This is a genomic window from Streptomyces sp. SCUT-3 (genome assembly GCF_014083985.1).
Lineage (GTDB): Bacteria > Actinomycetota > Actinomycetes > Streptomycetales > Streptomycetaceae > Streptomyces_H > Streptomyces_H thermolineatus.
In genome coordinates, this window is the sequence record NZ_CP046907.1 from 339,303 (window position 1) to 364,647 (window position 25,345).

At 75.4% G+C, this 25,345-nt stretch carries 23 protein-coding genes and 4 pseudogenes; 8 read left to right on the forward strand and 19 right to left on the reverse strand.

Annotation, left to right across the window (positions count from 1 at the left end):
• The first annotated feature begins 207 nt into the window (after positions 1 to 207).
• Together GQS52_RS01590 and GQS52_RS01595 are read left to right on the forward strand one after the other, a co-directional pair.
• A complete protein-coding gene (locus tag GQS52_RS01590) occupies positions 208 to 2,601 on the forward strand; it encodes a helix-turn-helix domain-containing protein (RefSeq protein ID WP_182311315.1) in 2,394 nt (797 codons plus the stop codon).
• 226 nt (positions 2,602 to 2,827) lie between these two features.
• Positions 2,828 to 3,211, forward strand: coding sequence for a VOC family protein (locus GQS52_RS01595; protein WP_182311316.1), 384 nt, complete (start codon positions 2,828 to 2,830; stop codon positions 3,209 to 3,211).
• Between the two features lie 90 nt (positions 3,212 to 3,301).
• On the opposite strand, the gene GQS52_RS01600 is transcribed toward GQS52_RS01595, so the two are convergent.
• Positions 3,302 to 4,174, reverse strand: a complete 873-nt coding sequence (locus GQS52_RS01600; protein WP_182311317.1) for an SDR family NAD(P)-dependent oxidoreductase — start codon at positions 4,172 to 4,174, stop codon at positions 3,302 to 3,304.
• A 130-nt stretch (positions 4,175 to 4,304) separates the two neighbouring features.
• Here GQS52_RS01600 and GQS52_RS01605 point away from each other — a divergent pair, with 130 nt between their 5' ends.
• Positions 4,305 to 4,910, forward strand: coding sequence for a TetR/AcrR family transcriptional regulator (locus GQS52_RS01605; RefSeq protein ID WP_182311318.1), 606 nt, complete (start codon positions 4,305 to 4,307; stop codon positions 4,908 to 4,910).
• A gap of 165 nt (positions 4,911 to 5,075) precedes the next feature.
• Here GQS52_RS01605 and GQS52_RS01610 read toward each other — a convergent pair whose 3' ends face one another.
• The 5 genes from GQS52_RS01610 to GQS52_RS01630 form a co-directional block, all read right to left on the reverse strand.
• Entirely contained in the window at positions 5,076 to 7,103 is a 2,028-nt protein-coding gene (locus tag GQS52_RS01610; RefSeq protein ID WP_182311319.1) for an AAA family ATPase, read from the reverse strand.
• A 421-nt stretch (positions 7,104 to 7,524) separates the two neighbouring features.
• On the reverse strand, positions 7,525 to 8,202 hold the full coding sequence (locus GQS52_RS01615) for an adenosylcobinamide amidohydrolase (protein ID WP_182311320.1): 678 nt from the start codon (positions 8,200 to 8,202) through the stop codon (positions 7,525 to 7,527).
• A 194-nt stretch (positions 8,203 to 8,396) separates the two neighbouring features.
• Positions 8,397 to 8,663 carry a DUF4235 domain-containing protein gene (locus GQS52_RS01620; protein ID WP_220472820.1) on the reverse strand — a complete coding sequence of 89 codons (267 nt, stop codon included), beginning with the start codon at positions 8,661 to 8,663 and terminating at the stop codon, positions 8,397 to 8,399.
• The gene (locus GQS52_RS01625; RefSeq protein WP_182311322.1) at positions 8,660 to 9,100 is read right to left on the reverse strand and encodes a DUF3618 domain-containing protein; all 441 of its coding nucleotides are present in this window, start codon (positions 9,098 to 9,100) and stop codon (positions 8,660 to 8,662) included. The genes GQS52_RS01620 and GQS52_RS01625 overlap by 4 nt, the downstream gene beginning before the upstream one ends.
• Positions 9,097 to 9,519 (reverse strand): phage holin family protein, encoded by a 423-nt coding sequence (locus GQS52_RS01630; RefSeq protein ID WP_259370502.1) that lies wholly within the window; start codon positions 9,517 to 9,519, stop codon positions 9,097 to 9,099. The genes GQS52_RS01625 and GQS52_RS01630 overlap by 4 nt, the downstream gene beginning before the upstream one ends.
• Before the next feature lie 170 nt (positions 9,520 to 9,689).
• On the opposite strand from GQS52_RS01630, the gene GQS52_RS01635 reads away from it, so the two are divergent.
• On the forward strand, positions 9,690 to 10,724 hold the full coding sequence (locus GQS52_RS01635; RefSeq protein WP_182311324.1) for a DNA topoisomerase IB: 1,035 nt from the start codon (positions 9,690 to 9,692) through the stop codon (positions 10,722 to 10,724).
• On the opposite strand, the gene GQS52_RS01640 is transcribed toward GQS52_RS01635, so the two are convergent.
• The 5 genes from GQS52_RS01640 to GQS52_RS01660 all read right to left on the reverse strand — a co-directional run bounded on the left by GQS52_RS01640 (position 10,696) and on the right by GQS52_RS01660 (position 14,558).
• Positions 10,696 to 11,619, reverse strand: coding sequence for an oxygenase MpaB family protein (locus tag GQS52_RS01640; protein ID WP_182311325.1), 924 nt, complete (start codon positions 11,617 to 11,619; stop codon positions 10,696 to 10,698). The genes GQS52_RS01635 and GQS52_RS01640 overlap by 29 nt on opposite strands.
• 341 nt (positions 11,620 to 11,960) lie before the next feature.
• Entirely contained in the window at positions 11,961 to 12,602 is a 642-nt protein-coding gene (locus GQS52_RS01645) for a pentapeptide repeat-containing protein (RefSeq protein WP_182311326.1), read from the reverse strand.
• Positions 12,603 to 12,685: 83 nt separating this feature from the next.
• Positions 12,686 to 13,267, reverse strand: coding sequence for an XRE family transcriptional regulator (locus tag GQS52_RS01650; protein WP_182311327.1), 582 nt, complete (start codon positions 13,265 to 13,267; stop codon positions 12,686 to 12,688).
• Positions 13,268 to 13,458: 191 nt separating this feature from the next.
• Entirely contained in the window at positions 13,459 to 14,229 is a 771-nt protein-coding gene (locus GQS52_RS28315; RefSeq protein WP_182311328.1) for a DoxX family protein, read from the reverse strand.
• 92 nt (positions 14,230 to 14,321) lie between these two features.
• Positions 14,322 to 14,558, reverse strand: a complete 237-nt coding sequence (locus GQS52_RS01660) for a DUF6296 family protein (RefSeq protein ID WP_182311329.1) — start codon at positions 14,556 to 14,558, stop codon at positions 14,322 to 14,324.
• Positions 14,559 to 14,783: 225 nt separating this feature from the next.
• Between GQS52_RS01660 and GQS52_RS01665 the strand changes: the two are divergent.
• From GQS52_RS01665 to GQS52_RS27230, 4 genes and pseudogenes are all read left to right on the forward strand, one after another.
• Positions 14,784 to 15,345, forward strand: a pseudogene (locus GQS52_RS01665) (hemerythrin domain-containing protein).
• A 205-nt stretch (positions 15,346 to 15,550) separates the two neighbouring features.
• Positions 15,551 to 15,928 carry a hypothetical protein gene (locus tag GQS52_RS27225; protein WP_259370503.1) on the forward strand — a complete coding sequence of 126 codons (378 nt, stop codon included), beginning with the start codon at positions 15,551 to 15,553 and terminating at the stop codon, positions 15,926 to 15,928.
• A gap of 20 nt (positions 15,929 to 15,948) precedes the next feature.
• Positions 15,949 to 16,875 (forward strand): SpoIIE family protein phosphatase, encoded by a 927-nt coding sequence (locus GQS52_RS01670; RefSeq protein ID WP_259370504.1) that lies wholly within the window; start codon positions 15,949 to 15,951, stop codon positions 16,873 to 16,875.
• Positions 16,872 to 17,112, forward strand: a pseudogene (locus GQS52_RS27230) (hypothetical protein). Before GQS52_RS01670 ends, GQS52_RS27230 begins: the two are co-directional and overlap by 4 nt.
• Positions 17,113 to 17,608: 496 nt before the next feature.
• Here GQS52_RS27230 and GQS52_RS27235 read toward each other — a convergent pair.
• From GQS52_RS27235 to GQS52_RS01705, 8 genes and pseudogenes are all read right to left on the reverse strand, one after another.
• Positions 17,609 to 18,292, reverse strand: a pseudogene (locus GQS52_RS27235) (cobalamin-dependent protein); the annotation flags it as partial.
• The gene (locus GQS52_RS01680) at positions 18,289 to 19,971 is read right to left on the reverse strand and encodes a GAF domain-containing SpoIIE family protein phosphatase (RefSeq protein ID WP_259370505.1); all 1,683 of its coding nucleotides are present in this window, start codon (positions 19,969 to 19,971) and stop codon (positions 18,289 to 18,291) included. The gene GQS52_RS01680 and the pseudogene GQS52_RS27235, both read right to left, overlap by 4 nt.
• 458 nt (positions 19,972 to 20,429) lie before the next feature.
• A pseudogene (locus GQS52_RS01685) lies at positions 20,430 to 21,748 on the reverse strand (cytochrome P450).
• 134 nt (positions 21,749 to 21,882) lie between these two features.
• The gene (locus GQS52_RS01690; RefSeq protein ID WP_182311331.1) at positions 21,883 to 22,503 is read right to left on the reverse strand and encodes an ATP/GTP-binding protein; all 621 of its coding nucleotides are present in this window, start codon (positions 22,501 to 22,503) and stop codon (positions 21,883 to 21,885) included.
• A complete protein-coding gene (locus GQS52_RS01695; RefSeq protein ID WP_182311332.1) occupies positions 22,484 to 22,843 on the reverse strand; it encodes a DUF742 domain-containing protein in 360 nt (119 codons plus the stop codon). The genes GQS52_RS01690 and GQS52_RS01695 overlap by 20 nt, the downstream gene beginning before the upstream one ends.
• Positions 22,840 to 23,247, reverse strand: coding sequence for a roadblock/LC7 domain-containing protein (locus tag GQS52_RS01700; RefSeq protein ID WP_259370506.1), 408 nt, complete (start codon positions 23,245 to 23,247; stop codon positions 22,840 to 22,842). Before GQS52_RS01700 ends, GQS52_RS01695 begins: the two co-directional genes overlap by 4 nt.
• Before the next feature lie 2 nt (positions 23,248 to 23,249).
• On the reverse strand, positions 23,250 to 23,486 hold the full coding sequence (locus GQS52_RS27240) for a hypothetical protein (RefSeq protein WP_259370507.1): 237 nt from the start codon (positions 23,484 to 23,486) through the stop codon (positions 23,250 to 23,252).
• The gene (locus tag GQS52_RS01705; protein WP_259370508.1) at positions 23,483 to 24,841 is read right to left on the reverse strand and encodes an ATP-binding protein; all 1,359 of its coding nucleotides are present in this window, start codon (positions 24,839 to 24,841) and stop codon (positions 23,483 to 23,485) included. The genes GQS52_RS27240 and GQS52_RS01705 overlap by 4 nt, the downstream gene beginning before the upstream one ends.
• Between the last annotated feature and the right edge of the window lie 504 nt (positions 24,842 to 25,345).

Here is a 25,345-nt window from a genome sequence, read left to right on the forward strand (position 1 = left end):
GCCCACGTGCTGGTGCGGGGGCTCCGCGGAGAGAGGAATGACGGCTTCTCGGACGCCGGTGGCCCCGGTTCCTCGTCCGCGCCTCGAGCCAACCCGACGGAACGAAGGCAGAACAGGAATTCTCCCCGGCAGAATCAGAGCCGGGCATACTTCTGCCGGACGGTTTCGCCGTTCCTGCCGGGGCCACGTCGATCGGGGGGCGCACAGATGGACACCGGGACACCGGCCGGTGGCGGCTTCGGCGCGCACCTGCGCGCGTTACGCACCGGCGCGGGGCTGAGTCAGGAGGAGCTGGCGCAGACCGCGGGGGTGAGCGTGCGCGGGCTGTCGGACATGGAACGGGGCCGTTCCCGCGGTCCGCAGCGCCGGACCGTGCAGGCCTTGGCCGCCGCCCTGCGCCTGGACCCCGCGGCCGCCCGGGAGTTGGAGCGCCTCGCGAGTCTGGGCCGCCCCCGCCCGGCCGGCGTGAGGGCCGCACGCCCGGCCGCCGGGCCCGTCGGCGCTTCCGGCGCCACCGCCCCGAAGACGCAGTCCCCACGGGCGGCCGTGCACCACACGCTCGCCCTCCCCCGTGACCTGAGTGACTTCACTGCGCGCGGCGCGGCCCTCGACCGGCTCCTCGCCCTGGTGGAAGACATCGACCCGGCCTGTCCGCCGGTCGCAGTGATCTGCGGGCAGCCGGGGCTGGGCAAGACCAGCTTCGCCGTGCACGCCGCCCACACGCTCGCCCCGCACTTCCCCGACGGGCAGTTCGCCCTCGACCTCCGCGGCATGGACCCCCGTCCCGTCTCCCCACGCGACGCGCTCGCCCGGCTGCTGCGCTCCTCGGGAATCCCCGAGAACGCGGTCCCCGCCGGCACCGAGGACCGCGCCGGCCTGCTGCGCTCCGTCCTGCGCGAGCGGCGCGTGCTGCTCCTCCTCGACAACGCCGCCGACGAGGACCAGGTCCGCCCCCTGCTGCCCGGCCGCGGCCCCTCGCTGACCCTGGTCACCAGCCGCCACGCCCTGGCCGGCCTCGAAGCCGTCCACCGCACCGAACTCGCACTGCTGCGCCGCGAAGAAGCCGTCGAACTGCTGACCCGGATCATCGGGCCCGAGCGCGTCCTGCGCGAGGCACAGGCCGCCCGTGACCTCGCGGACCTGTGCGGGCACCTGCCCCTGGCCGTCCGCATCGCCGCGCAGCGCCTCGCCTCCCGCCCGGGCGAGAGCATCGCCAAACTCGCAACCCGGCTCGCCGCCCAGGACGACCGCCTCGACACCCTGCGGGCCGGCTCCCTCCAGGTCCGGGCCGCCTTCGCCCTGTCCTACCGGCAACTGGACGAAGACACCCGAACCGTCTTCCGCCGCGCCGCCCTCGCCCCGGGGCCCGACTTCGGCCCCGAGACCGCCGCCCTCCTGGCCGGCCTGCCCCCGCGCCGGGCCGCCCGCTGCCTGCAGAACCTCACCGACGCAGGCCTCCTCCAGCCCCACCCCGCCTCCGACCGCTACCGCTTCCACGACCTCCTCCGCCTGTTCGCCACCGAACAGGCCGCCGAAGAGGACACGCCGGCCGACATCGCCCTCGCCCACGCCCGCACCGACGCCTGGATGCTGCGCCGCGCCACCGCGGCAGCACAGCTCTTCAACCCCGACCACCAGGCCGACAACCCCGACGGCGACCCCGACCCGGCCACCGCGCCCACCGGCCACGAACAGGCCCACGCCTGGCTGGAGGCCGAACGGGCCCAGTGGCTCGCAGCACTCCACCGGGCCCGGGCCGCCGGCCGGCACCAGCAGGTCCTCGACACCGCCGAGGCGATGCACTGGTTCTCCGACCGCGTCCTGCACTGGGAACTGTGGGCCGAGGTCTTCCAGCAGGGCGTCGAATCCGCCCGCGCCCTGGGCAGCGGACGCGACGAGGCCGTGCACCTCAACTACCTGTCGTGGGCACACAGCTCGTGCCTCCACGACCACACCACCGCCCTGGCCACCGCCCGGACCGCCCTGGACGTGGCACGCGCCGTCGACGACCGGCTCCAGACCGGCTGGGCCCTCAACTACGCGGCAACGGCGCTCATCGGGCTCGGGCGCACCGACGAGGCCATCGCCCATCTCCACCGGGCCGCCGACTGCCTCAGCGGGGAGAACGACACACAAGGCCGCTTCGCCGAGCTGTCCGTCCTCAACACCCTCGGCCGGCACCTGCGCCGGAGCGGCCGGGCTGCCGCGGCCCTCGCCGTCCACCGGCGCAGCGAAGCCCTGTGCCGGGAGGACCTCCCCGGACAGCCGCACGAACTCCTCGGCCTCTACCTGGCGTCGGCCCGGCAGCACATCGGCAACGACCTCGCCGCACTCCACCGCTGGAACGAGGCCGAAGCCCCGCTGCGCCACGCCGTCGCCCGCTTCGAAGCAGCCCGGATGCCCGCCTGGAGCGAGACGGCCCGCCTCGACCTCGGCATCGCCCTGCGCCGCCTCGACCGGATCGAGGAAGCCCGCGAAACCCTGACCGCCGCCCACGCCGGCCTCAGCCGGCTGAACAACCCCCGCCGGTTCGAAGCCGCCGACCACCTCCGTGCCCTGACCGTGTCCGACCCCGCAGCCCCGCACGCCGGCACCGTCTGAAGCGTGCCGCAGAAGGCCGTGTCCGGGCAGGCCGTGTCCGGGCAGGTCGGGGCGGGGTTTCGGTCGGTCCGGTCACGCGGTGGGGCGGGCGGGGTTGGCACACGGCCGGCCGGGGCCGACGCGGGGGCGCGGGCCGAGGCGGGCGGCGGGGAGACCGCCCGCATCCCGACGGGCGCCTCCGTATTCCGGTGGCGGGCGGGGTCCCGCCGGGGGCATGATCGCGCGCATGGCCTCAACGGTGACGAACATAGCGATCGACTGTGCGGACGCCTACCGACTGGCGCAGTTCTGGGCCGAGGTGACCGGGCATCCGCTCGACCCCGAGGACGGGCCGGGCAGCGAGGAGACCGAGATCATGCTGCCCGGCGGCCCGGCCCTGTACTTCAACCAGGTCCCGGAGCCCAAGTCGGTCAAGAACAGGCTCCATCTGTGCCTGCGCCCCGACACCTCGCGGGACGCGGAGGTCCAGCGGCTGCTGGAACTGGGCGCCACCCTGGTCGCCGACCGCCGCAAGCCCGACGGCTGGGGCTGGGTCGTTCTCGCCGACCCGGAGGGCAACGAGTTCTGCGTGCTGCTGGCCGAGTCGGAGCGGGCCGCACTGTCCTCGTGACCCCGGCACCCGTCCGCTGCCACGGCGTGAGCCCCGCGGGAAGTGCCGCCGCAGTGCCGGGCCACCGCCCGGGCGGCCGGCGGCCCGTGCTCACGAGCCGTACCCCTCGGGGGCCTCGACCGCGTGCTCGGCGGCGCGGCTGACCTCCTCCCACGCCGCCCAGGTGGCCGCGCGCCTGCGCGAGACGTCGAGGGCGAGGTCGTAGGCGGTGCCGCCGAGCAGCAGCCGCAGCGGCGGGTCCTCGCTGTCGACGAGCTTCATGACGGCCTCGGCGGCGAGGTGCGGCATGCTGTCCGACGACCCCTCGGCGAACTGCTTCTCCAGTTCGGCCCGCAGCGGCGCGTACTCCTCCATCGGCTCGGTGGCGGCCAGTCCCGTGGTGTACAGGTCCGTCCAGTAGCCGCCGGGTTCGACGACGGTGAGCCGGACGCCGAAGCCCGCGGCCTCCGCGGCGAGGGCCTCGCTCATCCCCTCCAGGGCGGCCTTGCTCGCGCTGTACATCCCGGTGAGGGGGAAGCCGGCCAGCGCGCCGATGCTGGAGATCTGCAGGATGTGCCCGGACCTGCGGGCGCGCAGGTGGGGCAGCACGGCCTGGGCGACCCACAGGGCGCCGAAGAAGTTGGTCTCCATCTGGGCGCGGGCCTCGGCCTCGGTGAACTCCTCGACCATTCCCATGGCGAGGAAGCCGGCGTTGTTCACGACGACGTCGAGCCGGCCGAAGTGCCGCACCGCCTCGTCGACGGCGGCGTGCACCGCCGCGCGGTCGGTGACGTCCAGCGGGAGGGCGAGCAGGCGGTCGCCGTGTTCGGCGGCCAGTGCTTCCAGGGCGCCGGCGGTGCGGGCCGCGGCGGCCACGCGGTCGCCGGCGGCGAGCGCGGCCTCCGCGAAGGCCCGGCCCAGGCCCCGGCTCGCCCCGGTGACGAACCAGACACGGCCGGCGGGCGAGGGGGTTGCGACGGACATGGGCATGGACGACCTCCCGAAGAGACATTGCGAGACGGTACGTCTCGTCTTGTTGGCGTCAACATACCCGCCCCGCCCCCGGGAAACAAGACGGTCCGTCTCGTCTTTTCCCGTCGGTACGATGTCCCGCATGACGACGCGGCGCAGAACCCCCGACGCCACCCGGCGCAGCCAGGCCACCCGGCGGGCCATCCTCACCGCCGCGCTGGAGCTTGCCGGGGAGGTCGGGTACGAGCGGCTGACGATCGAGGGCATCGCCGCCAGGGCCGGTGCGGGCAAGCAGACGATCTACCGCTGGTGGCCGTCGAAGGGCGCGGTCCTGTTCGACGCGCTGCTGATGCTCAGCGAGGGTCAGGGGGACGAGCCCGCGGAACTGCCCGACACCGGCGACCTGGAGGCCGATCTCAAGACGGTGCTCCGCGCCACCGTCGACGAACTCAACGACCCGCGCCGCAGCGAGCCGATGCGCGCCCTGGCCGTCGAGACCCTCCTCGACCCGGCCCTCGCCGCCGACTTCGCCGAGCGGCTGGACGAGCCGGTCAGGCAGATCAAGCTCCGCCGGCTCCGCCGCGCCCAGCAGGCCGGGCAGCTCGCCCCCGACGCGGACCTCGACGTGGCCGTGGACATGATCTGGGGGCCGCTGGAAAGGCGCTGGCTGCACCGCCGGGGCCCGCTCACGGCCGGATTCGCCGACGCCGTGGTCGAAACCGCCCTGGACGGGCTGCGCCGGCGGTGACCAAGGGGATCCGAACGTCGTCGGCCCGGACCGGGCCGCGTGACGCCGGGTGCGGCCACGAGCGGTGAGGCGGCGAGCGGTGGGGCGGCGAGCAGCCCCGTACGCGCGGGCCGGTGTCCGTACCGCGCCGGGTGCGCCCGCGGCGACGACGCGGGCGCCGAGCCGTCAGGCGGGCCGGACGGTGACGGTGCAGAGGCGCTTGGTGGCCCGGGTCAGGGCTACGTACAAGTCCCTTTCCCCACCGGGGCGGGCTGTGACGATTTCCTCGGGGTCCACGACGACGACCCCGTCGAACTCCAGGCCGCGTGCTTCGGACGCCGGCACGACGCGTGCCCGGTGAGCGATGCCCCGGACCGTCAGCTCGCCCGTCCTGGTGTCCGCGCAGATCACTCCCAGGAGCTCGCCCGGGTGCGCGGTGCTCTGGGCGCGGAGTTCCCGGACGACGGCGGCGACCAGCCCGTCCGGAGAGGTGGTCACGGTGCGGGGGCTCTCGCCGCTTCGCAGTGACCGTGTGCGCCTCTGGTCCGGAGCGATCCGCGTGAGCAGGTCCCGGACGCTCTCCAGGATCTCCTGCGTGGTGCGGTAGCCGACCGTCAGGTTGTGCAGTTTGAACCGCGGTCCGACGTGGGGGCCCAGTGCTTCCTTCCAGTCGCGTGCTGCCGCGACCGGGCCTGCCTGGGCGAAGTCGCCCACCAGCGTCATCGCCCTTGCCGGGCAGCGGCGGACGATCATCCGCCACTGCATGGCGGTCAGTTCCTGCGCCTCGTCGACGACGACGTGCCCGTACGTCCGCCCGGGAGGGCCGTCGACCAGACTCGCCGCCTCGTCCAGCAACGGCACATCGGCATCGGTCCACGGGTCGTCCGAACCGCGCAGCAGAAGGGACCGCTCCTGCGCGGTCAGGCCGGGCAGGTGCTCGGCGAGAGCGTCGGGGTCCGTCAGGAGCGCCTTCACGAGGTCGCCGGGTAACAGCCGCGGCCACAGCACCTCGACCGCCCGGTCGACGCCGGCGTCGTCGAGGAGATCGGCCCGGACGGCGTCCAGGTCCAGCTCGTGGACCGGACCCGGGTCGGCCGCACCTTCGGCACGGCGCCGGGCGGCTCCGGTGAACCGGTCGAGGTCGATGCCCGTCATCCTTTCGGCATCGGCGTCGATCTGCTCCAGGAGGTCGACCATGCCTTGTTGCATCGCGTCGGTGACGGCGTCGACCAGGAGCTCTTTGAACACCTGGCGCGCGGGATTGTGCCCCGGTACGGCCGTCACGGCGGCGTCGCGTGCCGCGGCGACCTCCTCGCCGGACAGGCGGACCGGTTCCCGTCCGACACGCACGGTGAAGTCACCGGCGGGGGCCCGGTGGGCGCGCAGCAGGCCGGCCAGGGCGTCGGCGAGGTCGGTGCTGCCCTTGAGCCGCGCCGTGCCGAACGGGTCCACCGCGTCCGTGGACACTCCGGCCAGTTCTCGGCAGGTCGCCAGAACGACGTCGTTCTCCCCGAGCGAGGGGAGGACCTGGGAGATGTAGTCGAGGAACCGGGCGTTCGGGCCCACCACCAGGACACCCTCCTCCGCGGCGCGCGGGAACGCGTACAGGACGTAGGCCGCCCGATGCAGGGCAACCACCGTCTTGCCGGTGCCGGGCCCGCCCTGCACCACGGTCACCCCGCGGTGGGCGGAGCGGACGATCTCGTCCTGCTCGGCCTGCAGCGTCGCGACGGCCGCGTGCATCCTGCCCGTACGCCGCGCCGACAGGGCCTCGGTCAACGGGCCGTCCCCCACGACGTCCCCGTCGGTCGGGGCGGTCCCGTCCAGCAGTTCGTCGCTCACCGAGACGACCGTGCGCTCCTCGAGGCGCAGGTGCCGGCGCCGCCGCAGACCCATCGAGTGGGCCGGTGTCGCCTCGTAGAAGGGCCGCGCCGCGTTCGCACGCCAGTCCACGAGCAGGGGCAGGTCGTCCTCTTCCGTGTGCAGTCCGATCCGCCCGATGCGCAGGACCGTGCCGTCCGTCCGGTCGATGCGCCCGAAGACCAGTCCCTTTTCGGCGCCCTCCAGCCGGCCGATTTCCTCGGCCAGACGCTCGGCGGCGATTTCTCTCTCGTACGCCTCACCGGCGCTTTCCGCCGGGGCCTTCAGTACATTCGCCCGGTGCGCTCGCGCCTCGGAAAGCCGCTCGGCGAGCAACTCGCACAAGGAGGACACATAATCCTGCTCCGATTCAACCGCACGCACAGCGGGGTCATTCGTTTTCGCCAACAGGAGACTCCTTCGATTCGGGCAACACCATACGGCCGAATTTCTCCGGAGGTAAGTCTTGACTTACTTGGCGAAGCCGCGTCTCCACGGCCGAATCCATGACGGCCGACCGTACGGCGCATCGGGAAGACCCAAGCTTCCGCGTGGGCGAATCCCGCGCTTCCGAGCGCGAGAGCAACAGTCCCGGCGCACAGGGAAACCGCTGCAAGAACACGACGCACGGGAACATCCTCGGGTCGAATCGGTCGGGCAACCAGCCAATTGGATCCCCGTTCGGCACCCTGCCGTCGGCATTCCCCCGATTGCGGGCACGTCACGCTCACCGTCACCAAGGGCACTCAACGGCTGAGGAACACGGGACTCCCGGTTATGCGGGGTCGCCGGTTCGCCGTCCCAGGGAGGCGTGCACCGCGCGGTGCACCGCGCGCGCCAGCCGGGCGCCCCACACCGAGCGCGGGCCGGCGAAGAGTTCCGGGGCCTCTCCGGGGGCCGGGGTGCGCGCGGCGACGCACACCGCGTCGGTGGGGGTGCCCGAGCAGTGGTGGCCCGCCTCCAGCAGCGCCTGCACCTTGGCCTCGGTGGCGGTGGCCACCGCGTTGACCAGTGCGGCGTCCGCCAGGGGCGCGGGGACGGCCACGACGATGTTGATCGTGCCCGGGTCCGGCACTCCGGGGGCCCCGGGGCCCGGGGCGGCGGCCCAGGCGGTGACGCCGATCCCGGCGGTGGCCACCGCCCGCACGCCCTCGTCCTCCGCCTCCCCGTACTCCCCCACGTGCGCGGCCGTCATCAGCCCCACGCCGGGGCCGGCCGCCCCCGCGGACCGGGCGATCCCGGCGAGGTGCTCGGCCGGGTCGGTGCGCGCGTAGCCGGGCCGCACCTGGGCGTTGAGCACCCAGGCGCGCTCGCCCAGGCCCCCGCCCAGGACGGCGCTGCTGACCATCCGCCAGCCCGGCCCGGCCCGCCACAGCAGGGCGTCCCAGCTCCCGCCGTCCTCGGTGCGGGTCAGGTGCTCCACGCGCAGGAGCGGGTCGGTGGTGACGGTCATCAGGGCTCTCCAGGGGTCGGTCCGCGCCGACCCTACCGGCCGCCGGGACGGGCACACGGCGGTGGGCCCGCGCCGCGGCGCGGGCCCACCTGTGACGCGGGCCCTCCCCGTGCCCGCCCGGTCCGTGTGCGCCCCGGACTGTGTGCGCCCGGCCCGTGTGCGTCCGGGTGGGAGGAGGGCACGTCCGGGCGGTGTCAGCCGGGCCAGGTGCCGGTCAGACGGCGCACGCCGGCCGCGCCGCCGCGGTCCACGGCGGCCTTGACCACACCGAATATCAGGCCCTGGAGTCCCGCGGCCACGAGCACCTCCGTCCAGCCGCGGTGCTCGTCGGTCGCGTCGGGGGCGTCGTCGTCGTGGCCGGCCATCTTCCACACCTGCTTGAAGAGCGCGCCGGCCAGGGCGCCGCCGGCCGCGCCGAGCACCATGCCGACCGGCTTGTAGAGGATCTTCCCGGCCATCAGCCCTCTCCCCCGCCGCGACGGCGCACGCCCAGCAGGAGGACGAGGGCCGTCACCGCCACCGCGGCCGACAGGGCCGGGTTGCGGCGGCCGGTCGCCACCGCCTGCGCGGCCTTCTCCCGCACCGGTTCAGGGGCGCGGTCGCGCACCGTCGTTCCCAGCACGGCGGCCCTGTCCGCCGTCTGCCGGGCGGCCTGCGAGACCTTCTCACGCACCGGCTCGGGGGTGCGCCGGCGTACCGAGTCGGCGGTGCGACCGGCCTGTTCCCTCACCTGCGTGCGCGCCCGGGCGGCCATCCCGCGGGCCCTGGCCCGCACGTCGGTCTTCGCGGCCAACTCCTCCACCGTCCCGCCCAGTTCCCGGCGGGTCTCCTCGACCCGGCGGCGCAGGTCCTCCGGGGTCGGAGTCGTCGTGCCGTTCTCGTGCCGTGCGTCCGTCATCGGTGCGCCCTCTCCCTGATCTCCGCCATGTCCGCCTTCGCGCTGTGCAGTGCCTCCTCGGGAACCGGGGGCGAGGCCCGGTCCACCTCCTTCTTCCCGAGCGCGCCCATCACGGCGGCCGCGGCGAACAGAAGGACCGCGACGATCGCGGCCGCCGCCCACCAGGGCACGGCCAGGGCCAGTGCGGCGATCACCGCGGCCACGGCCGCCTGGGCCCCGAACAGCGCGGCCGTCCCGGCTCCGCCGAACAGCCCTCCGCCCCGGCCGAAGCGCTTGCCCTTGTCCTTCATCTCCCTCTGCGCCAGGCGCAGTTCGGCCCGGACCAGTTCGGTCAGCTGCTCCGAGGCCCGGGAGACCAGTTCGCCCACCGGGCGTTCCGCGCCCTCCCGGGCCGTGCGCCCTCCTACCGGCTCGCTCACCGTCACCATCCTTCCCTCGTGCGGCACACGGGGCGGCTACCCCTGCTCCCCCGCCTCATTCGGGCCTTCCGGACGGCACGCACCGCCCTGCGGCGGGTCCGCCCGCGGGCGGACTGCCGCGCCCGCGGGCGGGTACGCGCAACCTGTCGGTCCGACCCCGAGGAGGACCGTTGCGACTGCGTTCCACCAGCCCGGACGACCCCGGCCTCACCCGCAGGCGGCACGGCCGCGGCTTCCGCTACCTCGACGCCTCGGGCAATCCCCTGCGCGACCGGGCCGAGCTGGAGCGGATCAGGGGCCTGGCCGTCCCGCCGGCCTGGGAGGACGTGTGGATCTGCGCCCGGGCCGACGGGCACCTGCAGGCCGTGGGCACCGATGCGGCCGGGCGCCGCCAGTACCTGTACCACCCGCAGTTCAGGGCCGAGCAGGAGCAGGCCAAGCACGACCACGTCCTGGAGGTCGCCGCCGCCCTGCCCCGCATCCGCGAGGGCGCCGAGGCGGGGCTGGGCGAGCGGGGGCTCACCCGCAACCGTGTCCTGGGAGCGGCCGTGCGCCTGCTCGACCTGGGGTTCTTCCGCGTCGGCGGCGAGCGGTACACGCAGGAGAACCAGAGCTACGGGCTGACCACCCTGCTGCGCGAGCACACCCGGTGCGGCCGGGGCGAAGTCGCCTTCACCTACCCGGGCAAGCACGGCAAGGAGCAGGTGCGGGCCGTGGCCGACACCGCGACCTGCCGGGCGGTGACCGCGCTGGTGCGGCGGCGCGGGGGCGGCGACCGCCTCCTCGCGTACTGGGAGCGCCCCGAGTGGCACGAGGTGACCGGGGAGGAGCTCAACGCCCACCTGCGGGAGCCCGGCCGGGTGGAGATCAGCGCGAAGGACTTCCGCACCTGGCACGCCACCGTCCTGGCCGCGGTGGCCCTGGCCGTCTCCGCGCCCGCGGCGGGCAGCGAGGCCTCCCGGCGCCGGGCCGTCGCACGGGCCGTCCGGGAGGTGTCCGAGTACCTCGGCAACACCCCGGCGGTGTGCCGCGCCTCCTACATCGACCCGCGGGTGGTGGAGCTGTACGAGGAGGGCGTCACGATCGCCCCCGCGCTGCACCGGCCCGGCGAGCAGGGGGCGTTCGGCGTCCCCGCCACCCAGGGGGCCGTCGAGGAGGCCGTGCGGCGCATGCTGCTCACCGGCCGTCCCCCGGCGGGCCGCTGACCGGCGGGCGCGGGGGCCGCTCGGCGCCCTCGTCGTGGAGGACGGGGCACCCGGAGGGGAAGGTACCGAGCTCGGCGATGCGGTAACCGTCCGGGTAGCCGCGGACGTTGGGGTTCTGCCGGGCGTACCGGGGGCGTCTGCGCGGGGGCATCAGGCGCACCGCCCTGCCGCGCAGCCGCAGGGCCGAGCGGACGGCCCGCCGCAGCGCGGCGGAGGGCGCCGGGTAGCCGAACGCCTCGCGCAGGGCGTCGTCCATCAGGCACAGGGACGCCTTGCGCATCGCGGTGCCGAGCGGCCCGGGGTACCAGGAGGCGAACAGGTCCAGGGTGGCGTCGGAGACCGCCCGGCCGCCGGCGTCGAAGGCGAAGTGGCGGCGCTCGTAGTCGTCGAGGAGCCGCTCGAACCCCGCGTAGTCGTCGGGGACGTCCGGGATGTTCATGCGCCGGCCCAGAGCGCGGTAGTAGTTGGTGGCCGCGCGCACCTCGTGCTCGCTGTAGGGGCGCCAGCCGTAGTCGTCGAGCCAGCGCTTGGGCACGACGACGAAGGTGGCGAGGACGTAGCGGAAGTCGTCGTCGGGGATGTCGTAGTGGCGGTGCATGCGGTTCATGCGCCGGATCGCCTCGCGCCCCGGCACGGAGTCGAAGCCGTGCTCGAGGACCGCGTCCAGGATGAGGGCGGTGTCGTCGTAGCGCTTCTGGGTCCGCCCGGTGAACTCGCCGGTCCCGGCGAGGAGCCGGCCGATGCCGGGCACGGCGTAGGTGCGGTAGAGGGCGAAGCCGAGGGCCTGGACGGTGTCCCAGGGGAATTCGTGGGCGCTGCTGATCCGGTAGATCTCGTGGAAGTCGCGGTCGGGGTCGAGCCGCCTGATGCGCTCGAGCCACTCGTGGCGTCGCACGGTCCCCCCTCCGGGCCGTCCGGGCCCTCAGCTCCCGCTCCGGGGCTCCGGGGCCCCGGGACGTGCCGGTCCCTGTGCCTGCCGTCCACACGGTAGGGACACCCGGGGTGGAGGTCAACGCCCCCTGTGGGGAGGGCCGTCCGCGGGTGCTCCGTCACGTCGGCCCGCAGCTTCAGCAGGGTCGGCATGAACTGCGGGTCTTCCGTGTCCATGCCGTCCAGCCGGGCGAGGACCTCCTTGGCGGCCCTCTCCTCCCCCGGGCGTCCGGCGGCCACGTCGCGCTCGGCGTCCGGCGGCGCGCGGGGCGCGGGGCGGCGTCCGGAGCGAGGAGAGCACTGCGGTCAGAGGACGCGCAGGCCCAGCGCCGCGCAGATCACAGCCGCCTGGTCCGGCTCGATCACCGCTCCCGACAGCTCCACCGTCAGCGGGTCGAGGGCCGAAAGGTCGCTGCCCCGCAGGTCCGTCCCGGCGAGCTTCGAACCGTGCAGCATGGCGGCCGACAGGTCGCAGGAGGTGACGGACGCCTTCTCCAGGCGTGCCGCCGTCAGGTCCGCCTCCCGCATCCGCACTCCGTCGAAGACGGCCCGACGCAGATCGGCGCCGGGCAGACCGACGAAGGACCAGTCCCCGCCGTGCACTTCGAGGAGGGTGAAGGCCGACCGCTGGAAGAGGCTGCCGACGAACTTGCAGTCGGTGAAGACCGTGTCGAAGAAGGTGCAGCGGTGGAACGTGCAGTTGGTGAAAGCGGCCCCGGTGTGGCGTGAGGCGTTGAACCGCACCCCGGAGAAGGTGCACTCGTCGAAGACGGCCCCCTCGTCCACGGCCTCGGTCAAGTCGGTGTCGACGAACGAGCAGCGGGTCCAGGACTGCCCGGACAGGTCACGGCCGTACCAGTCCTCGTCCCCGATCACCCGTTCCCCGTCCGGCACCGGGGGGCGGGGGGAAACCGGATCGATGTTCGCGCGTGCGGGTCCGACGGGCATGGGCCCCAGTCTCGGGCCCCGGCCTCGGGCGGGGCAACCGGGTTGCCACGGGGCGCCCGTCGGAGAGGGCGGCGTGCCCGCCCTCAGGCGTACTCCATGACGATCACCGCGGTGGTGCCGGGCTCGAGCGCCTCGAAGACGTGCGGGGCGTCGCCGGGATAGGTGACGTAGTCGCCGGGGCCGATCTCGACCGGCTCCCCGGCCGGGCCGGCCAGCGCCCGGCCGGCGCCGAGCACGACGTGCTCCACGGTTCCGGGAAGGTGCGGTTCGGACAGCCGCGGCCTTCCGGGGTGCACCTGCATGCGGTAGAGGTCCCGCCGGGCGTGGAGCGGGCAGGAGGCCAGCAGCGTGGCCGCGTAGTCCGCCTGGTCCGAACGGGTGGCCGGGCCCTCGCCCGCACGGATCACGTGCACCCTCGGCCGCGGCGGGTCGACCAGTCGGCCGAGCGGCACGCCGAGCTCGACGGCCAGGGCCCACAGCGTCTCCACGTCCGGGGTGCCGGCGCCCGACTCCAGCCGGGAGAGCGCGGACTCGGCGATTCCGGCCCGCCCGGCCAGTTCGGCCACGGACAGGCCGGCGCGCTCGCGTTCCCGGCGGACCGACGTCGCGATCAGTGCGGCCAGGTCGAGGTGCGGCCTCTCCCCGCCCGGTGAACCGTTGCCCATCTGCCAGCTCCCAGGGTCGTGCCGTGCGGCCCGGCGGACACCGTCCGCCGTGTTCGCGGCGGTAGCCGCCCGTTCGCTCCCGCGGTCCCGGGCGCGGTGCACCCGGGGTTCCTGCTCCGTCCACCCGGGGGCGGCGCGGGCCGCTTCGGCGTCCTACGGGGTCGCCGGGGGCTGCCGGCGGCCCCTCCTGCTCACCGGGCGCACTTCGCCCCGGCCGTCCTGGCCCTCGCCGCCCCGGCCCTGACCGCCTTGGCCTTGGCCGCCTTGGCCTTGGCCGCCTTGGCCCTCGCCGCGGACGGCGCGGCGCCCCGGGCCGCCTTGGCGCCGACCGGGACGGTGACGCGCACGGCCTTGGCCTTCGCCACTGCCGGCGCGGCGGCCCGCGCCGCCGTCGCCCTCGCGGCGCCCGGGGCGGTGACCCGGGCGGCCTTCGCGGCCACCGGGGCGGTGACGCGGGCGGTTCCCGCGGCCAGCCGCACCTCGCGGCGGGCGGTGCGCGCGGCCTGCTGCGCCTCGCGGCGGACCGCCCGCGCGGTGTGCCGCGCCTGCCAGTTCAGCGACGGCTTGCCCGCGGTGTCCACCGAGGCGAGCAGGAGCCCTCCGAGCATGGACAGGTTCTTGAAGAAGTGGATCTGCTGCTGGGCCCGTTCCTGCGGGTCCTCGGCCTCCCAGAACCGGTGGCCGGCCAGCGTGGTGGGGACCAGCGTGCCCGCCAGGACGAGCGCGGAGAGCCGCGGGAACCTGCCCAGGGCAAGGAGGCCCCCTGCCACCACGTGCACGGCGCCGTTGATGCGGACCGCCTGCTCGGGGTCGGAGGGCACCAGGGAGACGTTCGCGGCCAGCGGGTCGATCACGCGCTTGGCGGCGGGGGCCATCATCTCGGGATGCTTGAGGGAGTTGATGCCGCCGTATACGAACATGGAGGCCAACAGGGGCCTGGCCAGTCGTCGTACTGTAGTCATGCACCAACCGGTACCCGGCCGCGGTGCCCCCATGCCGCTCCGCGCCCGGACTGCGCCGACCGGGTGACGCCGTACCGGGGCCCGCTCACGCCTCACCCCAGGAGCGTGGCGACGGGCGGCCGCGGTGACTGGTGGCCCCCGCTGGCCAGCATCCGCACTTCTCCCCTGCTGCTGATCTCGGCCCGCACTATCCCGGTGTCGTCGCAGTAGACCGGGTGCCCGCCCGGTCCCGTGGCCTCCGTGCGGTGCACCACCACGGTGTCCCTGCCCGCGTCGGACCCGAGCCCGGGCTGCTCGAACACCAACTCCACCCGCTCGGCGTGATCCATGGCAATTCACCCATCTCAGATACAAGGGACAAACCCCTTTTTCCATGATGCACCCGAACGGAGGACGGGCCCTTGCGGCGGCACGGAGGGGCCGCGGCACCGCGGCAGGGCCGGACGGGGGGCGGGGGCGAGCGGGGCGTTAGGCGCCCCGGGGGCTGGGCACGCGCATGGCGGGTGCGCCGGGAACCGGCGCACGATCCGTGCACACCGGAAGGACCTGCAGCGATGGGACACGGCGGAGACGTCATCGACGAACTGACCACCGACCACCGGGAGGTGGAGGATCTCTTCGGGAAGATCGAACGCCTTCCCTCCGGGGACGGGCGGCGCAAGACCTACGTGGACCAGGTCACCATGGAACTGGTGCGCCACTCGGTCGCCGAGGAGGAGTACCTGTACCCGGCCGTGCGCAGGAGCGTCACCGGCGGCGGGGACATCGCCGACAAGGAGCTGGAGGACCATGCCTCCGCCGAGCGGATCATGAAGGACCTCGAGGGCCGCGGCGCGGACGACCCGAGTTCGACCGCCTCGTCGGCGAGCTGATGCGCGAGATCCGGGCGCACATCGCGGACGAGGAGGGAAACCTCTTCCCGCAGCTGCGCGCCGCGGCCGGGCCCGGGGACATGGAGGAGCTGGGCGAGAAGGTGCGGCGGGCCAAGAAGACGGCACCGACCCGCCCCACCCCACCGCCCCGGACAAGCCCCCGGCCAACAAGCTCCTCGCGCCGGGCGCCGGCCTGGTGGACCGGGTGCGCGACGCCCTCAGCGGCCGCGGCAAGGAGGGCTGAGGACCGGCGCGGCGGCGCGGCGGTGCGGCGGTGCGGCGGGGGACGCCGGAGCGCCCCGGACCGGCCGGCGGAGGAGTCCTGGACGGATGAGGGCGGACGAGGTCGACACCGTGCTGCAGGAGGCACTGCAGCGCCTGGCCCTTCTCGCGGAGGCCACGACCGCGCTGTCGAGCACCCTGGACGTGGAGGAGGGCCTCCGCCGGTTGTGCCGCATCCTGCTGCCCAGGCTGGCGACTGGTGCGCGGCGGACCTGCTGGACGAGCGCGGGCGGCTGCACCGGATGGTGGTCGCCCACCGCAACCCGGTGCGCCTGCCCACCGGCCACCTCGAGGGGCGCATGCCCCCGGTCCCGGAGTCCTCCTCCGACCCGCTGGCCCGGGTGCTGCGCGGCGCGGGGCCCCTGCTGCTGGACCGGGAGTCCCTCACGGAGGAGGGGAGGAGGCGGACGGCGCGCCGCACTCCGCCCAGCGCGAGCTGTTCGAGCGGTTCGGCACCCGCACGGCGGTCGTCGCGCCGCTGCGCGCCCGCCGCCAGGTCCTCGGCGCGCTGCCCCTGGGCCGCAGCGGCCCGGCGCCGCCGCTGACCGCCGACGACCTGCCACTGGTGGAGGACCTGGCCCACCGCACCGCCCTGGCCGTGGACAACGCGCGCCTGTACGCCTCGGTGCAGGGCATCGCCGAACGCCTGCAGCGTTCGCTGCTGCCCGAGCTGCCCCACGTGGACCACCTGCAGCCGGCAGCCCGCTACACCCCGGCCCGCAGCACGGCGGAGGTCGGCGGCGACCGGTACGACAGCTTCGTGCTGCCCGACGGGACCACCTCGATGATCATCGGGGACGTCGCCGGCCACGACCTGCCGACGGCGGTCGCCATGGCCCAGCTGCGCAACATGCTGCGCGCACTGGCCTGCGACGGCGCGAGCCGCCGGGGGAGATCCTGGCGCGCCTGGACGCGATCAACGACAGCCTGTACGGGGGGCGCACCGCCACCTGCGTCTTCGCCCGCATCGAGGGCCCGGAGGCGGGCCCTGGCGGCTGAACCACAGCAACGCGGGCCACCCGCCCCCGCTGCTGGTCACCCACGACGGGGACCCCGCTACCTGCAGGAGGGCCACGGCATGCTGCTCGGCGTGGAGCCGGGCACCGCCCGCCCCAGCGCGACCACGCCGATGCCGGAGCGCCCCACCCTGCTGCTGTACACCGACGGCCTCGTGGAGCGGCCGGCGAGAGCCTGGACCACAGTCTGGCCCGGCTGCGGGCAGCACGCCGCCGCACTGGCCCGGGAACCGCTGGACGTCTTCTGCGACGAGCTGCTGAAGGGCCTGTACGAGGCCGCCGTCGACGACGTGGCGCTGCCGGCCCTGCGACTGCCGCCGACCGGGGCGGGGGCCGGCGCGGGGCCGAGCGGGGGCCGAGCCCGGGCCTCTCCCCTGTCCCCCGAATGCACCAGCCGAAAGTCCTTTTTGGATGGTTTTCCGGACACGGGGCACCTGGCTGGGGACACTCCCTCCCTGAAGGAGCTCTCTCCATGATCGTCAAGAAGTTGCACGACAAGGGCGTCACCAGCGAGCACGCCTACATGGCGGCATTCGCCTCCATCGGGCTGTCGATCCTGTCCTGGGCCGGCTCGCTGAAGGCGGAACCCCGGCCTCGACCGCGCCGACCGCTGGGGCATCTTCGTGGGCGAATGGGCCCCGACCTTCTTCGGCCTGGGGATCGCCCTGGCCCAGTACGAGCAGAAGGAAGCGCCCTTCGGCACCACTCCGTGAGGCACCGGCCGCAGACCGCTGCGAGCAGGCCCTTCCGGGGCGCGGGGCACGGCCCCGTGCCCCGGAGGGCGTCAGCCGCTCCCCCGACGGCGGCCAGGCCCGCCCCGACCGTCCGCCGGGCGCGGGGCAGGCCGCGCAGCAGGCCCTCCAGCAGCCGCAGCCCGGCGGCGAGGGAGGCCGTCGGAAGGCCGCGGGCGGAGAGGACCGCCGCGGTCCAGGCGACGAAGTCGGTGAACAGCCGCTCGTCGTCCACGTACAGGGACGCCGCGAGGAAGTCGACGATGTGCGCCAGGTCCTCCGCGGTGCTCTCCCACTGGCGGGAGGTGCACGAACGCGTCCCGGGCAGTTCCTCGCGCAGCGCCTCCAGGGCCTCCGCGACCAGCCGGGAACGGGCCTCGGCCACCCGCACGTACTCCCGGCCGGCCAGGTGCCCGGCCTTCCCGTCCGCCGGCCGCACGGGCGGCGGCCAGTCCCGCTCCAGCCGGTCGGCGGCGTCCGTCGCGCTCGCGGCCCAGGCGTCGGCCCCGAGCAGTCGGGCGTAGCGGCCGTCGGCGCCGAAGCCCGGCCCGCCGCCAGCACGGGCACCCCCGGCCCGGCAGGCGGTGATCGCGGCGTGCGCGGCGGGCAGCCGGGTGGGGATCGAGCAGGACAGGGCCACGGCGTCCGGTCCCGTGGCGTGCAGGTACTGGACCAGGTGCTGCGGCGGCACGTGCGCACCGAGGAAGTCCACCCGCCAGCCGCGCAGGCGCAGCGTCTCCGCGACCAGCCGGGCGGGCAGCGCGTGCCACTCCCCGTCGACGCAGGCCATCGTCACGCGCCCGCGCCGCGGGGCGGCACGGGCGGCCGGGTGGACGGACAGCGCGGCGATCGCGCGGTCGCTGACGGCGCTGGCCGCGTGCTCCCGTGCCACGGAGAGGCGGGCGGCCGCCCACTCCTCGCCCACCCTGGCCTGCGCCGGGGCGATGACGTCCAGCAGCACCCGTTCCGGGGGCAGGCCCGCCTCCAGCGCCCGGTGGACCAGGGCGACGGCCGCTTCCTCGTCGGCCGCCGTGGCCGCGTCGAAGAACTCCCGCACGAGATCGTCGTGATCCTGCCGGGCCGGGACCGCTTCCGGGTGCGGTGCCGGGCCCGGGTGCGGTGCCGGGCCCGGGCCCGGGGGGAAGGCGGCGCCGTCCGTCATGCCGTGTCTGCTCGGGCCGCGGGCGCGCGGGGGCCGGCGGGCGGGCGCGGGCGGCGGGGCGCGCCGATGCCCAGCAGCACGATGTCGTCGTGGTCGTTGCCCGCCAGCCACTGGGAGACGGCCACCCCCGCCCGTTCGACCACCGCCCCGGCCGGCATGTCCGCGCATCCCTCCAGGGCCGCGCGCAGCCGCTCCTCGCCGAACATCTCCCCTCCGGCGGGCCCGCCCCTGGCCTCGGTGACGCCGTCGGAGAACAGCAGGCAGGTCTCCCCCGGCTCCAGCACCGTGGTCCAGGTGGTGGCGGTGACCAGGGGCACCGCGCCCACCAGGGTCCCCCGGGTCGGGGCCTCCTCGACGGTGCCGTCGCGCCGGACCAGCAGCGGCGCCGGGTGCCCGGCCGCCGTCAGGCGCAGCAGGATCCCGCCGCCGGGCCGGTCCCCGTCCGGCGCCCGCGGGGTGGCGCCGGCCAGCACCAGGGTGGCGAACCGGTCGTCCTCGCCGTCCTCCGCCCCCTCCTCCAGCAGTGCGCCGTTCAGGTGCTGGAGGAGGCGCTCGTGGTCGTCCTCGACCCGGCGCAGCGCGGCGAGGGTGTTGCGGATCTTGCCCGTCAGGACCGCCGCCTCCGGGCCCTTCCCGCAGACGTCCCCGAGGACCACGGCGGTCTCCCCGCCGGGCCGCGGGGACGGGTGGACGTCGTAGAAGTCGCCGCCGATCAGGTCCGCCGCCCGGGCCGGACGGTAGGAGGCGGCGAGGTCGATCCCGGCGGTGCTCCTCAGGACCGGGGGCAGCAGGTTGCGCTGCAGGACGGTCATGGTCTCCGTCCGGTCCTCGTACAGGGCCGCGGCGGAGATCGCGCCGCCGGCGCGGGCGGCGAAGACGCGGGCGAACACCTCCTCCTCCGCGGTGAAGGCGCCGTTGCCGGGGCGGCGCACGAGGAGCAGCGCCCCCACCGGGGCGCCGCTCCCCGGGAGGGGGACGAGCAGCGCGGAGCCCGCGGCGCCGAAGCCGTCGGGGAGGAGGCGGGCGGGGACCCGTCCGGCGGCGAGGCAGCGCGAGGGCGCGGGCGGGAAGCGGGCCAGCGCCTCCGCGATGCCGGGCAGCGCCAGTTCCGCCCCGGGCACCGCGACCGCGGCCGGCCGGCCCCGTCCGCCGACCACGGTCGCCTCGGCGCCGTACGCGCGGGAGGAGGTGATCACCGCGGCGGCGTCCGCCAGCTCCGCGGCCAGTTCGGCGGTGGCCGCCACGGACCTGCGCCGGTTCAGGGAGGCCAGCAGCCTGGCCGAGGCCCGGTCCAGGAACTCCATCCGCCCGTGCTCGTCGTCCGGGTGCCGTCCGGCCGCGTCGCGGGGGGCGGCGTCGACGAGGGTCCAGGCCCGGAAGCCTCCGGGCAGGGCGGTGGAGCGCGCGGTGGCCGTGCGGCCGGCCAGGTCCCCCCGCACCTCGACCGGGCCGTCGCCCGCGGCGGCGGCGAGCTCCTGCCCGCGGGCGAGCCAGGCGGGAACGGTGCCGGGGCCGAGGACGGTTCCCTCCTCCAGGCCGGGCAGCAGCGCGGCGGCCGCCTCGCCGACCAGGACCGCCCGGCCGGCGCCGTCGCAGACCACGACCGGGGAGGGGCCCCGGCGCGCCAGGGCCTCCAGCACCTCCGGAGCGGGCCGCACGGTGCTGCGGGAGGGCGGCACGGCGGCCGCGTGCGGCGCCCGGAGGGCGGGGAGGCGGGGTTCACGGTGAGGAGGGGTGCGGCCGCCGGACGCGGTGCGCCCCCGTCCCTCCTCTCGGAAGGTGGCTGCGGGAGGCCGGTGACCGGCTCTCTCCGGCAACGGTCCCCCGCCACCGCGCGGATTGCAAACGACACCGGCGCGGGGGCGGCCGGAACCCGGGAGTTCCCGCCCGTCCGGGAGCACGTCCGGGAGCGCGTCCTCCGGGGGGTCCGCCGGATCCGTCACGGGGCGCTTCCCGCGGGCCGGGGGCGCACGGACGGGCGCAGGCGCGCCCTCACCGCGCCGTACCGCTGGTTTCCCGTACCAGGAAAATACGCCCACCCGGCGGGGACGACACACGGTCGGGGCCGGGCGGCGGTACGGGCACGGCGGGCGGGGCCGGCTCCGGGCGGGGACGCCGCGCCCCGGCCCCGCCCGGGCTACTTCCCCCGCGGCAGGCGGATCCGCGACCACCACCCCGTCGGCCGCGGCGGCGGGCCGGATTCCGGCAGGACGCGGCCGTGCGCAGTGTCCTCCCCGAGCTCTGCCGGGACCGTGGCGGCGGCGGGGCGGGGCCGCGGCTGCGGCAGGCGGAGGCCGCCCGCGAGGGTCGGCGGGCGGGCGGCGAACGCGACGGGCAGTTCGACCAGCCGGCGCGAGACCCACGAGGAGGCCCGGGCCGGCTCCTCCTCCCCGCCCTCCGGGGCGACGTCGGGCAGCCGCAGGAGCAGGGTGTCCACGGCGGTGTCGGTGACGGCCCGGCCGATGTCCTGGCCCGGGCACTCGTGCGGGCCTCGGCTGAAGGCCAGGTGGGAGCGGTTCCCGTGCATGGGCGTGCCGCGGTCGGGGCGCACGGCGGGGTCGACGTTGCCCGCCGCCAGCCCGAGGAGGAGCATGTCGCCGGCCCTGATCGGCTGCCCCGCGATCTCGGTGTCGCCGGTGGCCCAGCGCGCCGGGCAGATCATCAGCGGCGGCTCGTCCCACAGCACCTGCTCGACCGCGTCGGGGACGGTCATGCGCACACCGGCCAGGGAGGCGCGGAAACGCCGGTCGGTGAGCACCATCCGCAGCGTGTTGGCGATCAGGTTGGTGGTGGTCTCGTGGGCGGAGAGCAGCAGCAGCCGCAGGTGCTGCACGACCTCCTCGTCGGTGAGGCCGGCGGGGTGCTCCATCAGCCACGAGGCCAGGTCGGCCCCGGGCGCGGCGCGTTTGCGTTCCACCAGCAGCCGCAGGGTCTCCAGGATGTAGCGGTCGCCCTCCAGCGCCTCCCGCGACCCCATGATCAGTTCCAGGCTGGCCCGCACCAGGCGCGGGCCGTCCGCCTCGGGCATGCCGAACAGGCTCGTCATGACGAGCATCGGCAGCTGCTGCGCGTACTCGCCCATCAGCTCGGCCCGGCCCCGGGCCGCGAAGCCGTCGATCAGCCCGTTGGCGAGGCGGTGACCCGGCGGCGGATGCCGCGGCGGTCGAAGCGCTCCATGCTCTCGGTGAGCGCCCGGCGCAGCCGTTCGTGCTCCTCGCCGTCGGCGAACGTGCACACCGGCTCCCAGCGGACGACCGGCAGGATCGGGGAGTCCTCGGGGACCCGCCCCTCCTTCCAGTCCCGCCACCGGCGCGAGTCCCGGGAGAACCGGGTGGGGGTGCGGGCGACCTCCAGGTTCTCCCGGTAGCCCAGGACCAGCCAGGCGGGCAGGTCGCCGTCGAGGAGGACGGGGGCCACCGGGCCGTACTCGGCACGCAGCCTCTCGTACAGGCCCATCGGGTCGGTTCCCGCCTCGGGCCCGTACAGGCGGGCCGGTTCGGGGCCGGCCGGGCCGGAGCCGGCGTGGGCGGGGCATCCCGGGGGCGGGGCGGGCGCGGGGCCGGCGCGGAAGGGGTCGGGCGGCGGGGCGGTCACTGCGGCTCCGGGGTGACGGTGAGGGAGTGGAGGTAGCGCATCAGCGCCATCAGGACGTCGCGGCTGGAGGAGCGGTCGCGGGCGTCGCACTCGACCAGGGGCACGTAGTCGGGCAGGTCCAGGGCGGTGCGCAGCTCCTCCACCGGGTACCGGGGCGCCCCGGGGAAGGTGTTGACCGCGACCACGAAGGGGACCCCGCGGTCCTCCAGGCGGCCGATCACGTCGAAGCTGACCTCCAGGCGGCGGGTGTCCACGAGCACCACGGCGCCCAGCGCGCCGTCGAACAGGCCGTTCCACAGGAACCAGAAGCGCTCCTGGCCGGGGGTGCCGAACAGGTAGAGCACCAGCCGTTCGTCGATGCTGATGCGGCCGAAGTCCATCGCCACGGTGGTCTCGGTCTTGCGCTCCACCCCGGCGACGTCGTCCACGCCGACCCCGGCCCGGGTCATCGTCTCCTCGGTGGTCAGCGGACGGATCTCGCTCACCGAGCCGACCAGGGTCGTCTTGCCGACCCCGAAGCCGCCCACGACGACGATCTTGACGGCCGCGGCCGCCGAGGACGGCAGCGCGTCCTCACACCGCGGACCGGGCAGGGTGTCAGAGCCTTTGAAGTCCATGCATCACCGCCTCGAGGAGTTCGGCGTCGGGCAGGGAGGCAGCCGGGATCGGCGCCCGGGCCTCCACCCTGCCGTCCGCCAGGAGGTCCGCGAGCAGCACCGTGACGGCGCTGGCCGGTAACCGCAGGTACGCGGAGATCTCCGCGACGGACAACGGGTAGTGGCACATCCGCACGATGGCGGTGTGCTCGGGCTGTGCGCCCGGCTGGGGCTCGGACCGGGACACGACGAGCGTGACCAGGTCGAGCGCGTCCTGCTCGGACGTGCCGCTGCGGCCGCCCGTGATCACGTACAGCCGCTCGGGGCTGTTCTCCTCCCAGTCCTGTGCCGGTCCGCTCATGCGGCCGGCCCGTCGGCCCTGGGCGGACTGCTCAGGTGCTGCCCGATGCGGGCCACCAGGTCCCTCATGCGCTGCCCCATCAGCCCGGCGTCCACCCCCTCGTCGGCCAGGACCGCCAGGTAGGCCCCGGCACCGGCCGCCATGAGGTAGAAGAAGCCCCCGCTGATCTCGATGACGACCATGCGCATGCGTCCGTCGCCGTGCGGGAACTCGGCGGCGACCGCCGCCGAGAGGCTCTGCAGGCCCGCGCAGGCGGCGGCCAGGCGGTCTGCGGTGTCGTCGTCCGTGCCGAACTGCGCCATGCGCAGGCCGTCCGAGGACAGCAGCACCACGTGCCGGGTCTGCGGAACGCTGCTCGCCAGGTCCTTGAGCATCCAGTCCATGTTGGGCCGCTGCTGGGTCACTGCTACTCACTTTCGTCCAACGTCTCGTCACCGTTGCGGTGCACAGGGGTCGTCGACGGCTCGCCGGAGACGCCGCTCTGGAAGGCGGACAGCCACAGGCCGGGCTGCACCGCGGGCTCGGAGGGGGCCGCCTCCTGCACGGCCCGGCCGGGCGCGGCGGTGCGTCCCAGCGCCGGGCGGGGCCGGGGGGCGGACTCCCGGCGGCGGCCGGGGCAGGCCGCCCCGGTCCGCTCGGTCACCACGGACTCCTGCCGCACCGGGCCGGTGGGGGCCGGTGCGGGGTCCGCGGGCGCCGGCGGGGCGGACCGCAGGGCCGTGGAGCGGGGCGGCGCGGTCCGCACCGCCCCGGCGGGCGCCCTGCCGCCGTGGGTCCGCCCGGGGCTGCGAGGTGGGGCAGCGGGGCGTGCGGGAGCGCACCGGCGTGGCCGCGGGGCATGCCGGCGGGCGCGGCGGACGCGGTGATCTGGTCCTGCGGGATCACCAGGACCGCGCGGACGCCCGCGTACGCCGAGGGGCGCAGGGAGACCTGGAAGTTGTTCGTCTCCGCGAGCCGGCCCACCACGGCCAGGCCCAGTCGCGGGGTCTCCCCCAGGTCGGTGATGTCCAGTCCGGACCAGGCCCGGGTGAGCACCCGCTCGGCCCTGGCCGCGGCCTCCTCGGTCAGGCCGACGCCGCCGTCCTCGATCTCGACGGCCACCCCGGACTGGATCTCGGTGGCGGTCAGGTGGACCCGGGTCTGCGGCGGCGAGTAGCGCGTGGCGTTGTCCAGCAGCTCCGCCAGGGCGTGGATCAGCGGTTCGACCGCGGGCCCGACGACGGCGACCTCGGCCACCGAGTGCAGCTCCACCCTGGTAGTCGATGATCCGCGACATGGCGCCGCGCAGCACGCTGAACAGCGGCACGTTCTGGCTCCACTGGCGGCCCGGGCGGGCACCGCCAGGACCGCGATGCTGTCGGCCAGGCGGCCGATCAGCGCGGTCCCGTGGTCCAGGTGCAGCAGGTCGCCGAAGACGTCCGGGTCGCGTCCGTGGCGGTCCTCCATCTCCCGCAGGTCCTGCGCCTGCTGGTGGACGATGGCCTGCACCCGGCGGGCGATGTTGACGAAGGCCCGCTGCGCGGACTCGCGCAGGTCCTCCTCCGCGGTGACGGCCTCGAGCACCGAGCTCAGCACCGCGCGGTGTGCGGCGGCGAAGGCCGGGCCGGAGCCGCGTCCGATCTCGTCGTCGAGCTCCTCGAGCACCCGTTCCGGGGTCGCCCCCTGCCGGAGCCTGTCCAGCGCCTCGGGCAGGAGCACGTCGGCCAGCCGGACCGCCTCGGTCTCCTGCCGGTCCAGACGCCGCCTCAACTCCGCCTCGCGCTCGGCCTGCCGGTGGCGCAGGGCCGCCAGGGCCCGCCCCCGGCGCGCGGCCTCGGCCGCGACGACGGCCGTGGCCGCCGTCGCCACCGCGCCGCACCAGGCGACCGCCGCCCCCGCCCCGTCGGGCACGGCCGTCGCGGCGACGAACGCGGCGACGGCGGTCACCAGCGGAGGGAGCAGCCAGACGACGGCGGAGGGAGGCCGTTGGGCTCCGGGGGAAGATCCAGCGCGAACCATCGGCATCCTCGAACAGATTGGTACGAACAGAACATCGGCCGGCGCACGGCGGCGCCGGCGCCCGCAACGGCGCCGGGCCGGCACCGGGACACCGGCCGGTCGCGGCGGGCCGGGAACGGCCCCGGACGCGCCTGCGGCGGCGGGGCACGGAGCCCGGCCCCGCGGGGCGCACGAACGGGCCCGGCCGCACGGACTGCGACCCGCCCATCCAGGAGTCACCTGACGTGATCACTCCAACGCTTTGCGCCACAAGGAGCATAGCCGTTTCCGAAGTGCCGGGGGCAAGTTCTTCATACTCTCCGAACTGCACGAATGTCTGATTTTCTTGATGTGCCGAAGTGCCACGAAATGCCGTTCGAAGAAGGGCTCGTACGGCGCGAGGAGGAGACTGGAACGCACACCGGGTAACCGGCGGCCGCCGGACGGGAGTGCCGGCCCGGTGCGCGGGCACGGTCAACGGGCGGGCACCGCCGGACGGCGGACGCGTGCAGCGGCCCGGCGCGG